This is a genomic window from Paraburkholderia hospita (assembly GCF_002902965.1).
GTDB lineage: Bacteria > Pseudomonadota > Gammaproteobacteria > Burkholderiales > Burkholderiaceae > Paraburkholderia > Paraburkholderia hospita.
In genome coordinates, this window is record NZ_CP026105.1 from 2,807,650 (window position 1) to 2,822,209 (window position 14,560).

Here is a 14,560-nt window from a genome sequence, read left to right on the forward strand (position 1 = left end):
CGCGGGAAAAAGCAGCGCGCCGCTCAAACCAGCGCCCTGCCCTTCAGGCGTTCGAGAATGCCAAGCGGCGCGCACTCCGGCTGCGCCATCGACTTGACGGGCAGAAAGAACGTCTGCTCCATCATGAACTGGCCGGACATCACCGCATGCGACGTCTGATCCGAGAAGCACACCCACACGCTGCCGGGCGGGAACGGCATCGTCACTTGCGGCGACGCCTTCTGGTAGTCGAGATCGGCCTTCATGCCGTCATGCAGGTTCAGCATCAGATGGTCGTACTCGCTGCGCGGCGACTTGGTCACATGCAGCAGATTCAGCAGCCATGCCGAGCCGGGCATCTGCGGCTTGATGCGCGGCAAGAAGCGCTTCGCCATCTCCTCGAACGGCTCACCGACCCGCCACACACGCGGCGCGCCGGTCGGATTGATGTTCGTGAATACCCGCAGGATGCGCTCGCCATAGTTGGGACGCGACGGGAATGCGTCGACGTGCAGGCGGCTATCGTCCTTGCGCCACGATGTCTCGCGCGTCTCCACCTGATGCAGCCGCAAGCTGGTCGGCGCGACGCGCAGCTTGCCCTTGTACTCGGGAAACAGCCCGTCGACGAGCGATCGCGCATTCGATTGATAGCGCCCAATCAGCGCGCGCACGGCCGACTGCGTGACGGCATCGCCCAGCACGCCATGCAGCGCGCCGCCATTCGGCTCGAGACTGATGTTCTTGCGGTTCGGATCGGCCAGCGCGGGATCGAGCAGCGCGCGTTCGCCGCCCTCGATCGCAAAAGCGAGATTCGGGAAATACAGCACCTTGCCGCGCTCGACGCCCGCGAGCAGTGTCTCGCGCGGCATCGACAAACCCTGGCCGTGCCAGTCGGCGCTCGGTACTTCGATGATCTGGGATTCGTTCATGATCGCCTTTCAAAAGCGGATAAAGCTGGGCGCACTTTGCGGCCGACAGCGGCTGACGTTCCCTGAAGGTGGCCGCCGCGCATCCGGCATCCTGATTATGGGCCTCGGAATGCGTCGAGCGGCTGCTGGCGTCGCTCGCGCGGCGCTGGCAACGGGCATCCCAGGATGCCCCTGCCGCCATTGCCGCACCGCGTCACAGCAGGCCGAATTCCGCCAGCGCGGACTTTACCTGCTGCAGCGTCGGCGGCTGGCCAGCCGTGCCGAGATTCACGACGTTCGGCGACCAGTAGCCGCCCGTGCGCCATGAAGTGGCGAAATTGTACAACTCGAGCGTCGGGCGCTTCAGCGCGGCTGCGATGTGAACCAGACCTGTATCAACTCCGACCGTCGCCGCCGCCCCCTCGATCAGGCCGACGACGGCGGGAAGCGACAGCTTCGGCGGCACGATTGCGGCTGCGCCGAACTCTTTGGCAAGACGCTCGCTCGTCGCGCGCTCGGCGTCGCTGCCCCACGGCAGCACGATCGACGCGCCGCGCCGCACGAGCGACTGGCCCAGCTCGATCCACGCGGCATCGGGCCATTGCTTGTCCGCGCGAGACGTGGCGTGGACGAAAACCACGTAAGGCACGGGAAGATTCAGTTGCGCTTCGGACAGCGCGAGCGCCGCGCGTTGCGTGTCGAGGCCGAAGTCGATCTCGTCGGTGGGCTGCGGCGTGGGGTCGCCGAGTGCTGCCGCGACCAGTTGCCGCGTGCGCTCGACCACATGCGTGCGCGGCGGGATGGGCACGGACCGGTCGTAGAAGAAGCGCACGGGCCATTCGTACCCCGCGCCGTCCGTGCGGTTGCCGAGACCGACGAGCGGCCCGCGCGCCATCTTCGCGACCCACGCGGTCTTGATGAGCCCCTGGCAGTCGATCACGAGATCGTAGTTTTCGGCGACGAGCGCGCGACGGAACGCGCTGATCTCGCGCCAGTTGTCGACGGAGAGGATGCGCTTGCGCCAGCGCCGCAACGACACGGGAATCGCGCGCCGGACGCCTTCGACCAGTTCGACCAGTTTGACGAAGCTCTCTTCGACGAGCCAGTCGATCTGTGCATCGGGATGGCGGCGGCGGATGTCGGAGATGGCCGGCATGTTGTGGACGACGTCGCCTAGCGACGACACTCTCACGATTAGTATCTTTTGCGCGCTCAAGAATGGGATTGCCGGGTTATCCCGGCGTGAAGATGCGTTTGAAGGAACGCAATTTTAGCGCGCTCTCCGGGGGCGCGCGGATTCTGGTTTTTTTGTGTTTTTTGAATTTGCGACGCTGAATTGGTCGGTGGCCCCGCACAGGGGCGTAGGGCGCCAGAGTAAATGGACCGCCGCCGCAGTTATGCGACTGAGCGACCTAGTTGGTGCGACTGGCGTACTGCTGTGAAACACTCTTTACACGCGTGACATGGTGAAAATGAAACGCTGTGACTGCCCGGAAGCACACGAATGGAGCTGACGGGCTACAAGAAGGTCGCGCCAGGCGAGTCGTAAGCTGTCGCCAAGTACCAGCGTTGAACGTCCGTGGCCACCCACTGCCGCCGCTCGCGCTGTCAGGAATTCAAGGGCAGGCAAACGAGTGCTCCGGTCATCCAAGCCTGCTTCTCGGGGCAGAAGTCCGGTAGCCGCTTCATCGTCGCCAATATCTAGCTGTCAGCAAGGCCGATAGCCCTGCGGATCGATTTGCTCCGTAACCGCAGAATTGGCACCGAGTTCTCACGGCGTCTCTCCCGGCGACAGTACGTTGTCATGGCCCGGCCCGGAACTGAACGTCTCCGTACCATGCGCGAGTCGTGCTACCCGTATTGTCGGTGTCGGTCAGCAGGCCGTAAGCGGTAATCCGTCCAGGCGTCTCGTGAAAGACCTTCTCATAGTCTTGCACGATATTGCGGCGCAGGATTTGCCATTTACCGGCATCGCCAGGCTGACCGGAGACTACGATCATCTGTATGCGACCGGTATGGGGATTGGCAATGACACTGCCTGGCGCGGCTGTGGTCGACCAGATATACATTAGCGTGGCATAGGGCAGTTCCTGCCCACTCAGGTGCTTTGCCAGGTTCATGCCGGCCCGATCGATAAGCGACAGTTTGGATTTGTCGCCATCAAAGAAGAACACCAGTCGCGCCGGCGCATCTTCCTTCGATCCCACGCTGTTGTCGGCGCCCTCGATTGACCCTTCTGCTTTCCAGCGCCATGCCACGACGGGTGTGCGGGTCAGGTCGATATTACCCTCATGCATCAGGGCCGAAGCGGAATGGGTTGCGTCCGCCTGCAGGACGGTTGTACGGTCGTCGCGTACAAGCGTGTATTGCGTCATCGCTTTTCCGCTCACGACCGGCAGATTCTTCCATCCCGCCGGTAACGGTGCGCCGGACTCGGCCACGGAAAAGGCAATACCCGGCCCTTCGTCCTGAGCAAGGAGGACTAGCGGCGACAGAAGAAGCGCGATGCACACACCGATCCGCCTTGGCCAGGCTGTTCGTTTCCGTGCTCGCGGGACCGAGGGAAGGTCCATGGCTGGTCCCGTTCGGGTCGTGGCTAACTATTCATTCTAGTCGGCTCAGCTGACCGCAGTCCCGCCGAGCTTTTAAACGAGCGTCCGCGGAAGCGCCTCGACTATGAAACGCCTCTCGAACGATTTCGTCAGTTTGCAGCATCGACCGGTTGGATCCGCAAGCCTTTGCCGAGATAGCGAAGTGTCCCGCTATTCGACGGGAGCCGGCTGAACACTATATTCTGGTGGAGGTTCAACGGGTATTTGCGGCGCTGGCTCGCCGTCTTCTTCCGGAACCGGCTCGACGCTTTGGACGGCGGGCGGCTGGACGCTCTTGACAACAACGTGCGGTTCGGATCCTCGCACAGGCGCCTTGCGTTGCTCCGTGTGGGAACCACTGGTCATGCCTGTGCCGACGTTCGAGGCCGTGGTGTTTGCGCTCTTAAGGATGCCGTGCGGATCGAACAGAAACACGGCCGCAGACGAGTGCGTGTCGGCGCCGCCAACCAGCGACCCGATGAACGGAATATAGCTTTCGGGGTGGGGGCGCGACGTCACGTAGGTGTAGACGAGCAGCGTCGAGCCGTCGTCCAGGGCGGTCTCTACTGACGCAGGGCCGAGCGCGGTTACCACGTCTTGCAGTGTTGTCACGCCGTGCCTGAAGTTCGCCACCTGTTCGGGCCGCACTTCGACACCGGCGGACACGCAACCGGCAAGCAGTGCGCCGCACAGTAGCCCGACGACCTGTTCGCGATTCATGTTGCCTCCCCGTCGATAATTCTACGACAAAGGAGTCTGGTTGGCGGGCCGCAGCATGCTCCTTCGTCAATGGCGGAACGCCGCCATTGTGGACGGCGGCCACTGTATCGTCTGAGGTTAGTGAAAGGTGCGGAAACGCATGTACTTCTCAGACTGCCGGGGACGGGAGGTCACTCAGCAAACGAGGGCAATAGCCAATTGCAAAACGGGTCCTGCTGCGGCGCTTCACGCAAGGGCGAGACGTGAAAACCCTTAGGCGAAGACGGCTTTGGCTACCGGCGGGTCTAATCGTCCGTCGCAGATCGATCGACCCTCTATAGACCTTCGAGTCAGTCCGAAGTCAACGGCGGCTTCCAATTGACAGCGACCGTTCGCCTAGGCACGCCGAGCGACGAGTCATCGGGCTCCCTTACCCTCATTCACACAAAGGGTTGACCCTGACCCACTAGTCGAAGGTCCGGCGAAAAGGACTCTCCAGCGGTTCTAAACGCGCTTGAACATGCGCATCCGACGAGGAAAAGTCTACAATTCGATTGCCGAACGTCGTGGCCGCTGGTCATCAACGTCGGGGTGCTCATTTTTCGCCGCACTTTGATTGATCAGCGATCTTTTCGAGTCTCTCCCACCCAGTTTTGCTATCCACCTGAAGGAGAAGAGATGAAATCCATGAAGACCTACGTTGCCACAGCGATCGCCGTCAGCGCCATTGTTGCGATCGTGCCCGTTGTTAATGCACAAGAGACGACTGCGGCAACTTCAGCAACAGCTCCCTCTCGTTCGTCGATTAGAGCAGCAAATAGGGAGTTGGCGAAGCGAGTTCAGACGGCGTTGTACAAACAAAAGGGCTTGGAGACGACTGATCTTCACGCCATCGCTCGTAGCGGCAAGATTACGCTTGTCGGAATGGTTGCAGATCAGGCGCAGATAGATCTCGCAGGGAAAGTTGCTGAGAGTGTTTCTGGAGTTACGTCGGTCAAGAACAATTTGACAGTGGAAGAAGAAGGACACTAATGTTTGAGTCCAACCGCATCCTTTGACTGCACTGGCGCGCCTTGAGAACAAGAATGTTATGTTCTCAACGGCGACGCCTTTGCCGGGGAAAGCACTTGCATGGCTGAGTGAAGACCGTGCTCTGCTCGATATTGGCCCGGTGTCGAATCGCGTGCAAACGGGCAGGCTCAATGACAAGCGGGTTGAATATCTGTATTCGCGAGGATGAACGGCCGAAGGCATCCGAACGCGGTCCGATGCTGAACTTGCAACATCGAATGGCCGTCGCTTGTCCTCGATCGGTGGTTCGCGGACTCAATACCGCCACGCGGTACGAAGCCAAGTTAATGGTCGCTTCGTGAGCCGAACCGTCGCTCGAATGGCGACATCACCGACGCAGCCAACGACAGCTACTGGCCGATTGTGTTTGCAAGGACTTCCTCCGAGAGTCAAGCTCGGGGTTCGATTTTCGGCGCCTGTAGAGATGCGCAGCGTCGGCAATCCGCGCGGCGACGCTGGTGGACTCATATACCTCTCCTGTTTGAAAAACTCCGCAGCCGACCTCTCAGTGAGGATTTCAGGGGTCCTCTTACCCCTAACCGATGTTCACGAGCGGTTTGTGGAGCGATCTGAGAGGCCGATTTTTCGCGAGCCGGTCTGCTGCGCTGAGAGGGGAGTTTTTCAACACAATTGGCCGATTGCTGTCCGACGGGGTCGTCAGAAATCGGACCCTTATGCGACATTCGGCCCGTCGCATTTAGCGGCCCGAGTAGACTGCAAAGAAGACACGCGCCAAGGGCCGAGAGCTGCAAATCACGTCGCGCGATCCCCGCGTTCCACCCGATGCGAAGTAGCCTTGCCGCGTGTCGGCGGAACCGTCTGCCACACGATTTGCGTTGCCCGGTCAGCCGCTCCGCTGCCGAACCACGCGGCTGCGCTGCGCCTGCGCTTCCTTGAGAAGGTGGTAGGACGCGTAGTACTTGTAGATGTTTCGCACATACGTGGTCGTCTCGATGCCGATCTTCTCGGCCACCACGATCTCCACGTTGTTGAACCAGACATCGGAATTGAGTCCGCGGGCGGCAGCCTCCTTGCGCATCTTCGCGATGTTTCCCGGTCCGGCGTTATAGCTGGCAAAGGCGAATAGCGGCCGGTCCACCTCGGAAAAATGGGCATCCTGGAAGTAGCGGGTCATCAGTTGATCAAGATACTTCGCGCCGGCATGAATGTTCGACTGCGTAACCTTGATGTCCCCAACGTTGAGTTCTTTCCCTGTGGCCGGCATCAGTTGCATGATGCCGACCGCGCCCACCCGACTCTTCGCATCCTGATTGAGCTGCGATTCCTGAAACCCTTGGGCGGCGAGCATCAGTGGATCGAAATCGTATTGCTGGCCATACTTTTCAAAATACGCCACCGTCTGTCTGAAACGTTTGAGTTCGGCACTCTCCGCGTTGTTGTGAATCTGCTTCGCACCCTGCACGTACTGCTTGAGGCGGATCTCCGCTACGCTTTGCTTCCTGATGAACTTCTCATAGAAGTCGCCGATCACCGCCTTTAACTGGGGGCTATTCTTGCGAATGGCCCAGCCGATGACGCCGCCCTCCCGCACCGCCATGTTCTCGTGCACCTTGACGTTCGGCAGCATCTGCGCCCACATGCGCGCCTTCCAGTCATCGACGACCAGGATCTGAAGCAGGCCCACGTTCAGCATCTCCATCGCGTCTTCGTCCTCGAGCGCGTCCGGTAGCAGAACGATCCGCATCGGTGGCTTGCCCGCCTGCCGGAAGCGGTTGTTCAGTGCGATCAGGCTTTCGTAATAGCTGCTATGGCGGCGAACGTCGACGGTCTTGCCCTTCAGGTCACTGAGCGTGGAGAGCGCGGGTGACTTCGGACCGGTCAGAACGAGTTCACGCGTCGGCTTGAGCGCGTGTGCGGTAACAAAGTCGGCCTGCTTCATGCGATCCTCAGTCGCCGTCAGATTGCCGGCCGCGATATCGCCGATGCCTTCCGCGAGCCCGGGCAATAGCCGGTCGCGTGTTGTCGGGATCATGATGACAGTGATCGGGCGCTTGCCGAGGCGATCGGCATAGGTCTTGTTGACGAATCGTTCAAAGTCACGCACGGTATCCGCGGTCACCCCACGCTCGTGTCCGCGATCATTGAAGTACAGCGTGCGGCTAAAGGGAGCGAGAACTCGAATCATGCGACGCTCGAGCATCGCGTCGAAGTCGCCGCGCCAAGGCTTGTTGGTCAGATCGATGCGGCGCGTCTCACTCGCAGGAATCGGCGCGGACGCTGTCGGTGATGCTGACGCCGACGATGTCGCGGAAGCCGGCTGAACCGCGGCGCTAAGCGCGCTCCATAAGCAGAGCGAAGCTCCAAACAAGCCTGATAGCAGCCACGCACGAGCGAAACGCATCATACACACCGAACTTTTTTCAGCTTTGCGCCCGGTCCGTTTGGACCGTCGTTACACGGACGCAATCATCTGAGTTTTCGAGGTTTTTTTTGCGTACCCGCCCCTCGACTCTTACAGCATAGTTGCGCATGAAAACGGTTCAAGCCTTCAGCGTGACAGCACCCCTCTGTCGGACGTGTCACCGATCGACAACGTCGCAAAGTCGCCAGAGGCGTTTCTGGGGTGACATCCGTGACCAACAAACTGAGCGTCGAGAAGCCCTTCTGCGGTCAGTAGGCCAGGGCTCGCGTAAACAGTGCAGCGGATCATCCGGCCTTCGGATAAGGTTGCCGCACTGGCCGAATTCAATGCCCAGTTTGCGCGCGGCCAAGGTCAGCAATACGCTCGATATCTGCCATTTGCAGACGATAGCGAAAGGCCGTAGATGGCCGAACTCTGCTTTTACCTTGGGTACCCCCAAACACGTTGAACCAATTGGTTGGCGAGCCCTTCTTCCCCATTGTCATTTGATTTCGGGGCCAAATGCGCCCCCGGGATGACAACGCCTTCAACCGCCCACAGCACATCGCCTCATCTGGTCCAGGCTTGAGCGAAAGCCCGGAAGCGGCCACCCCGGCGTCTTCACTTTTACGAGAATCGAGAACGATCAGCTTTGCTCCTAGCTACTGAGCTCTTCGAATTGCATTGCTCACCAATGCAACTTGCGGACTCAATTGAATAAGGCGCATATCGAAGCATCCGGCACGACGCTCTGCCATGTTGTAGCGTGTTGCGCCGGGGCTCAAACCGGCAGGCCGGCACCCCACGGCTGTGAGACTATCTGACATGTAAATCTCTCCCCGATATTGCAGGTTGACTAGCATCCATGAACCTCCTCCGCGAAGCAAACGACGGCAGCGGAACCAGGCCAATCCCGCTACCACGACGTCGCGGGCTCATCTTCCCCGCGTTCGCGTGGTCCGGCTTCTCGTCCGCGTTTGCCTCCATCATCGTCGGCAGTCATCTTCAGGCCTCGTTAGGCACGCTCGACGCACTGTTTGCCGCGACCCTCGGCAACTGGATCCTCTTTATCTATTCGGCGGCGATCGGTTTCGCTGCTGGCCGCTGGGGCTTGAGTTCGCAACTCGTACTCGAAGGAGTCTTCGGCCGATGGGGCGCCGTCATCCCAGGCACGTTGCTCGGGTCGCTCGTCACAGGCTGGTTCGCCTTTCACGTTGCGGTGACGGCCTTAATCCTGACCGCCGTACTGCATCTGCCGGGCGATTCGACACTCGCAATTTGCGTCATCGGAGTTCTGTTCGCGATGCCGGTCATCGTCCGCATCAGCCACGGCTTCAACATGACGGCAATCGCGATCCCCGCGATGACGCTGTTCGCCGCAATCGTCTTTGCTCATCAACTCGCACCCAAATGGGCTGTGCTGCTGGACGGTCCGATCGGAGGAACGCTGCCGTTCGGCACGGGCGTGTGCATTGCATTCGGCACCTTCGTCGTGAGCGGCACGATGACCGGTGATATCGTGCGTTTCTGCCGCACCGGAAATGAAGCGGTACAGGCGACCGCATTCGGCTTCCTGCTGGCGAACCTGCCGTTCCTCATCATCGGTGTACTGGTCGGGGCGTCAGGCATCAGAGTGAACGACCTGTTTACTGCAGGCGATGCGCTGTCGTGGCTACTGCTGGTGCTCGTCATCGTTTCCAATTGGACCACCTGCGATGCATGCCTGACCAACGCCGGCGTGACGTTCAAAAGCGCATTTCCGACACTGCCGTGGATGGGAGTCGCGGGCGCCGCCACGCTTCTCGGCATTTTTCTGGCCATTACCGACAGCGTCGGCGACGTGTCCAGCTGGACGCTGCTACTTGCAGCCATTGCATCGCCAATCGGCGGTGTGATCGTCGCGGACTACTACGTCCTGAGGGTGCGCGTGGGCTTTTCGCGCACCAGGGTGGCGCCGGTGAACCTGGCCGCGCTATTTGCGACTGGGGCAGGCATGATGGTGGCGTTTCTTTGTCACCGGCTGATCCCCGGCGTAGTCACGCCTTTGATTAGCGCGCCCGCAGCCGGCTGCCTGTATCTCGTTTTGTCCGGTATCGCTTCGCATCGTCTGGGCGCAGATCTCGGCGCGGACTCTGCCGGGGCGGAAGCGCTCGACTGACACATATGTTCGGCACCCGAAAGAGAACGGTCACCCCGCGTCCTCCGGCCGAGGCGAGAACCGGCATTGTGGTTATCGTCCTGATTTCCTCGCTCGCGTTCCTGCTTTTCCAGGCACGCAAAGACGCGCTCGACAATCTTCTCTTGCATGAGGCACGTCTTGCGATCCAGTTCGCCTCTGCCGAAGCCCGTTCCGATACGTCGGACGGTGTAGCGCTCATCGACGACAGCGCACGCCATTCGACCAACCGGCTCGCAGGCATTGCCGCGTGGCCGGGGCAGAAGACAATTGCAATTCCGCTCCCATCGGACTGCGCGGAAAATCCCGCCTGCCGTCCTCTGGCAGAGGCGCAGAACGAAGACACCAAAGGTCGGTTCGTCATCCGCAACGGAGCACTGTTCGCGTCGCTTCGTGGCAGCAAGGTCGCCGTCATGACGTCCGCGCCGCTTTCCGCGCTGACGGCTGGCCTGTTCGGCCGCATTGCGATGGACGTTGCCGGCGTGTTCTTCCTGGGGTGTCTGCTGCTGCTCGTGCGCGAGAGCCGGTTGAGCGACTACTCCGTACACCGCTTGCTGGACGCGTCGCCCATTCCGCTTCTGCTGATTGATGCACAAGGGCAGATCGAATTCGCTAACCGCCAGGCTCTCGATCTCTTTGTGGACGACCCACCGCGCTCACCCGGCAGACTGCGGGAAGCCTTGCGGCGGGAGGCACAACTCTTCGCCTGGCTGATTTCTCAACAGGAAACTGGCGGCGCGATCGAAACCAGCGAATTCGAAACCGGCGCCGGTGCGGTGCGTCACCTGCTGGTCTCGCGGCAGTCATTGGTGGTTCGCTCGAAGCGGATGATCATCGCAAGTGTGGCGGACATCACGGTGCGGCACGAAGCCGCGAGCGCGCTCGTCAAAGCGAAGAACGCGGCCGAGGCGCTCGAGCGGATGAAATCCGAATCGCTTGCGATGATGAGCCATGAGCTGCGAACACCCGTCAACGGAGTGCTCGGACTCGCGCAACTGCTCGTTCGCTATGAGCTTCCCGACGGTGCTGCGCAGATCGTGCGCCGCATGATTCAGGCGGGCAAAACGCTGGCCGTGATCATCAACGACATCGTCGATCTTGCATTGCTCGAAGTCCGGCACATCCGGCTAGACCGTCGCCGCTTCGATTTGCGTGAAGTGATCACGGGGGCCGCCACGCTGGCGAGTGCCGCGGCCGCGGAAAAAGGGCTGATGGTTCGCGTGAGCGCGCTCGCGCCGTTGCCGTCAGCCGTATTCGGCGACCCCGCGCGCTTGCAGCAGATCATCATCAACCTTGTCAGCAACGGCATCAAGTTCACCGAGTCTGGAGATATCGAGGTCAAGACGGATGTCGAGGCGCGCGGCGACGATTCGATCGAGATCGTCATCGAAGTGACTGATACGGGAATCGGCATCGCACCCGATGTCATCCCACGGCTCTTCCGGCCGTTTTCGCAGGCGGAAACCGGACACGAAAAGCGCTTCGAAGGAACCGGTCTTGGCCTTGCAATCAGCAAGGGGCTCGTTGAAGCAATGGGCGGCTCGATTTTGGTGCGCAGCGAGGTCGGGAAAGGCTCGACCTTCGCGGTGCGTTTGTCGTTCGCATTGGCGGAGCGTGAAGAAAGCGCGCCGCAGGACCCGCCAGCATCGCGCGTGCTGGTTGTCGATGACGTGGCGCTGAATCGCGACGTCGTGAGCGAATTGCTACGCGCCGAAGGGTGCGATGTGATGTCGGCCGGCTCAGGGCAGGAAGCGCTGGATATCCTCAAGACGCAGCATTTCGATCTCGTGCTGATGGATATCCGCATGCCGGTGATGGACGGGCTCGCCACCACTGCCGCGATCCGGTCGAGTCACGAGCCGCATCGTCACACAGGCCCGATACTCGGGTTAACCGCGAATCCGCTGCCCACGGACAGGCCACTCTATTTGCTGCGTGGCATCGACGGGATCATCGAAAAGCCGGTCGAGATGGAAACGCTGCGCTCGGCATTGAGACAGGCGGCGCAGCCGGCGCAAGCTGGTGTGGTCGAGGAACCGGAGCGCATTGAACGGTTGCGCCAGAAGCTGGGACAAGATCGGACCCTGCGCATCGTCGCGGCGTTCGCGCAAACCGCCAGCGATGCGCTCGAAGGAATCGCGAACGGCTGCGCGCGGGCGAGCCTCGAAATGGTCGCCGAAAACGCGCATCGCCTCGCGGGCGCCGCGTCGAACGTCGGGTTTCAGCAGCTTGCGGATACCGCTGCGGACCTGGAGCAGATCGCCCGAACAGGAAGCGCGCTGGAGGTCTCGGATGCGGCGTTGACTGTCGTCACCATTTACCGCGACGTGGAGCGCTGTGTACGCGGCTTGCTGTCGTCTGCGGCGGCTTGGCCCGTGAACAGATACCCGGTGCCGTGAACGGTTTTGATGAGTTGCGGATTGTCCGGATCCGCCTCGATCTTGCGACGCAAACGACGCACAAGCGTGTCGACCGTTCGGTCCATTGACTCGAAGCGCCGCCGCTTGATCGCCGAGATCAGCCGCTCCCGCGACATTGCCTGGCCTGCGTTCCTGACGAATACCAGCAGAAGATCAAACTCCGCGGTTGTGAGGGGCACGCTTGCGCCCGCCGGATCGGTCAGGCTACGGCCGCGTGTGTCGAGCCGGAACTGACCGAACGACAGCGTCGAGGGCGCAGTCACGCTGCGGCTGTGCTCCACACGCCGCAGCAGGTTGCGCACGCGCGGCAGCAGTTCACGCTCGTCGATCGGTTTGGCGATGTAGTCGTCCGCGCCGTATTCGAGGCCGAGAATGCGATCGACCTTGTCGTTGCGGCCTGTGATCAGAATGATGCCCATCTCGGACTTCTCGCGCAGATCGCGTGTCAACGACAGGCCATCGCGTCCCGGCAGCCGGATGTCCAGCAGCACAAGATCCACGGGACGGACGCGCATCATGCGGTCCAGTTCGTCGGCGTCGGCCGCGCAACAGATTTCGTAGCCCTCCGCCTCCAGAAAGCCTTCGAGTGTTTCGCGAATCGACGGGTCGTCGTCGACCACGGCAATGCGCTGGGGAGTTCGGCTCGGCTGCATGTGTTCCTCACGAATTCTTCGCTCGTCGATCCGGAAGTGCGCCACTGTTCGTTCGCGACTGGACCGCCCCCGCCTTCCCTGTAGCGGTTTCGCGCTTCTGTTCACAAATTTTAACAAACCACCATAGCCTGTTCAATTGACAGTGCAGACTCGTTCACAAGATCGCCCGATAGTTAGCACACCCCCCCAAAAGAAACCGGATCAGGAGATGAGCATGGATGTCAAGCAACAGATTTGCGGCATGGACGCGGTCGCCCTCGCGAGGGCCATTCGCAGCAAGGAGCTTTCGCCTGTTGAAGTGGTCGAGGCACACCTGGCGCGGATAGAAGCACTCGAGCCGTCGATCCACGCTTTCTGCACGATTACGTCGCAAGCGGCGCGCGAGCAGGCACGCGAAGTGGAAACGCGCATTCTGCGTGGCGACGACGTCGGTTCACTGGCGGGCGTACCCGTCGGCATCAAGGATCTGGTTTCCACGGCAGGCATCAGGACCGCTTCCGGCTCGCCCGCATACAAGGATTTTGTGCCTGACGAAGACGACGTCGTTGTCGAGCGTCTAAAACGGGCTGACGCAATTATCGTTGGAAAGACCAATGTGCCGGAATTCGGATACAGCGGTGTTGGCCACAACCCGGTTTTCGAAACCACCCGAAACCCGTGGAATCTGGACATGACGCCCGGCGGCTCCAGCGCGGGTTCCGGCGCGGCGGTGGCCAGCGGAGAGGTGCCGTTTGCCATTGGCAGCGACGGCGGCGGATCGATCCGCATTCCGGCGGCGCACTCAGGAATTTACGGCATCAAGCCGTCGATGGGGCGAGTGCCGCTCTATCCTGGCTGCCGCGATGAACGCTACCCGGGTGTGTCGAGCTGGGAGAGCCTCGAGCATATCGGTCCGATGAGCCGAACAGTTGCAGACAGCGCGCTGATGCTGTCCGTGATCGCCGGCCCTGATTCGCGCGACCGCCATTCGCTGCCGGCCGCTGGTTTCGACTGGCTCAACGCGCTCGACGGCGACCTGAAAGGGCTGCGCGTTGCGTACAGCCCGGACTGGGGTTACGCGGCCGTCGACCCGCAGGTGCGCCGCGTCGTCAATGACGCGGTGCGTGTCTTCGAGCGCGATCTGGGCTGCAACGTCGAGATCGCGCACCCCGGGTGGAGCGATCCCTTCGACGCATTCTGGGCAATCGTCGCGATGGACACCGATCTCAAAGGCATGCGCGCGATGGCGGCACAGTGGGGCAAAGAGATGTCGCCGCATCTGGTCGCGTTCCTGAATCATCCGTGGACCGCGGAGGACTTCACCAACGCGATGGTGACCCGCAAGAGCGTCGTGAACAAGATGTGGCGCTTTATGACGGACTATGACCTGCTGCTCACGCCGACGCTGACGGTCCCGCCTTTCCCGGTTCACTGTCAGGGACCCGAGAAAACCGACGGACGCATGGTCGCGCCGACACAGTGGCTCTCGTTCACCTATCCGATCAACCTCACCGGCCAGCCGGCGGCATCCGTGCCGGCAGGCTTTACGAACGAAGGGCTGCCGATCGGGCTACAGATCGTTGGCCGCCATCTCGATGATCAGCTGGTGCTGCGCGCGTCGGCGGCATTTGAGCGGGCGCGTCCGTGGCGCAACACCCTGCCGCCGCTGCTCAAGGAACTCGGCCTCGTCCAGTAAACCGTGCATCCAGACCAGGAACCAGG

10 protein-coding genes are annotated in these 14,560 nt (G+C 61.2%); 4 read left to right on the top strand and 6 right to left on the bottom strand.

Features of this window, described 5'->3' with window-relative positions; translation table 11 throughout:
* Positions 1-23: 23 nt before the first annotated feature.
* The 4 genes from C2L64_RS12705 to C2L64_RS12720 form a co-directional block, all read right to left on the bottom strand.
* Positions 24-908 carry a Kdo hydroxylase family protein gene (locus C2L64_RS12705; RefSeq protein ID WP_007582369.1) on the bottom strand — a complete coding sequence of 295 codons (885 nt, stop codon included), beginning with the start codon at positions 906-908 and terminating at the stop codon, positions 24-26.
* 193 nt (positions 909-1,101) lie between these two features.
* Positions 1,102-2,043 carry a lipopolysaccharide heptosyltransferase I gene (waaC, locus tag C2L64_RS12710; RefSeq protein WP_007582367.1) on the bottom strand — a complete coding sequence of 314 codons (942 nt, stop codon included), beginning with the start codon at positions 2,041-2,043 and terminating at the stop codon, positions 1,102-1,104.
* Between the two features lie 646 nt (positions 2,044-2,689).
* The gene (locus tag C2L64_RS12715; RefSeq protein ID WP_090839084.1) at positions 2,690-3,460 is read right to left on the bottom strand and encodes a DUF3047 domain-containing protein; all 771 of its coding nucleotides are present in this window, start codon (positions 3,458-3,460) and stop codon (positions 2,690-2,692) included.
* Between the two features lie 189 nt (positions 3,461-3,649).
* Complete coding sequence (locus tag C2L64_RS12720; RefSeq protein WP_090839082.1) at positions 3,650-4,198, bottom strand: hypothetical protein; 549 nt, start codon at positions 4,196-4,198, stop codon at positions 3,650-3,652.
* Between the two features lie 657 nt (positions 4,199-4,855).
* Here C2L64_RS12720 and C2L64_RS12725 point away from each other — a divergent pair.
* Positions 4,856-5,209, top strand: coding sequence for a BON domain-containing protein (locus C2L64_RS12725; RefSeq protein WP_079486386.1), 354 nt, complete (start codon positions 4,856-4,858; stop codon positions 5,207-5,209).
* 883 nt (positions 5,210-6,092) lie between these two features.
* Here C2L64_RS12725 and C2L64_RS12730 read toward each other — a convergent pair.
* Positions 6,093-7,613, bottom strand: a complete 1,521-nt coding sequence (locus C2L64_RS12730; protein ID WP_090838601.1) for an MltF family protein — start codon at positions 7,611-7,613, stop codon at positions 6,093-6,095.
* An 862-nt stretch (positions 7,614-8,475) separates the two neighbouring features.
* Here C2L64_RS12730 and C2L64_RS12735 point away from each other — a divergent pair.
* On the top strand, positions 8,476-9,768 hold the full coding sequence (locus C2L64_RS12735; RefSeq protein WP_090838599.1) for a purine-cytosine permease family protein: 1,293 nt from the start codon (positions 8,476-8,478) through the stop codon (positions 9,766-9,768).
* Positions 9,769-9,836: 68 nt separating this feature from the next.
* Entirely contained in the window at positions 9,837-12,185 is a 2,349-nt protein-coding gene (locus C2L64_RS12740) for a hybrid sensor histidine kinase/response regulator (protein ID WP_090838597.1), read from the top strand.
* On the opposite strand, the gene C2L64_RS12745 is transcribed toward C2L64_RS12740, so the two are convergent.
* A complete protein-coding gene (locus C2L64_RS12745) occupies positions 12,104-12,859 on the bottom strand; it encodes a response regulator transcription factor (RefSeq protein ID WP_039899874.1) in 756 nt (251 codons plus the stop codon). The genes C2L64_RS12740 and C2L64_RS12745 overlap by 82 nt on opposite strands.
* A gap of 214 nt (positions 12,860-13,073) precedes the next feature.
* Here C2L64_RS12745 and C2L64_RS12750 point away from each other — a divergent pair, with 214 nt between their 5' ends.
* A complete protein-coding gene (locus C2L64_RS12750) occupies positions 13,074-14,534 on the top strand; it encodes an amidase (RefSeq protein WP_007578037.1) in 1,461 nt (486 codons plus the stop codon).
* The last annotated feature ends 26 nt before the right edge of the window (positions 14,535-14,560 follow it).

Excerpts from the sequence above, each read along its gene's own strand:
- C2L64_RS12705 (WP_007582369.1), bottom strand. The coding sequence starts at position 908 with ATGAACGAATCCCAGATCATCGAAGTACCGAGCGCCGACTGGCACGGC.
- waaC (WP_007582367.1), bottom strand. The coding sequence starts at position 2,043 with ATGCCGGCCATCTCCGACATCCGCCGCCGCCATCCCGATGCACAGATC.
- C2L64_RS12715 (WP_090839084.1), bottom strand. The coding sequence starts at position 3,460 with ATGGACCTTCCCTCGGTCCCGCGAGCACGGAAACGAACAGCCTGGCCA.
- C2L64_RS12720 (WP_090839082.1), bottom strand. The coding sequence starts at position 4,198 with ATGAATCGCGAACAGGTCGTCGGGCTACTGTGCGGCGCACTGCTTGCC.
- C2L64_RS12725 (WP_079486386.1), top strand. The coding sequence starts at position 4,856 with ATGAAATCCATGAAGACCTACGTTGCCACAGCGATCGCCGTCAGCGCC.
- C2L64_RS12730 (WP_090838601.1), bottom strand. The coding sequence starts at position 7,613 with ATGATGCGTTTCGCTCGTGCGTGGCTGCTATCAGGCTTGTTTGGAGCT.
- C2L64_RS12735 (WP_090838599.1), top strand. The coding sequence starts at position 8,476 with ATGAACCTCCTCCGCGAAGCAAACGACGGCAGCGGAACCAGGCCAATC.
- C2L64_RS12745 (WP_039899874.1), bottom strand. The coding sequence starts at position 12,859 with ATGCAGCCGAGCCGAACTCCCCAGCGCATTGCCGTGGTCGACGACGAC.
- C2L64_RS12750 (WP_007578037.1), top strand. The coding sequence starts at position 13,074 with ATGGATGTCAAGCAACAGATTTGCGGCATGGACGCGGTCGCCCTCGCG.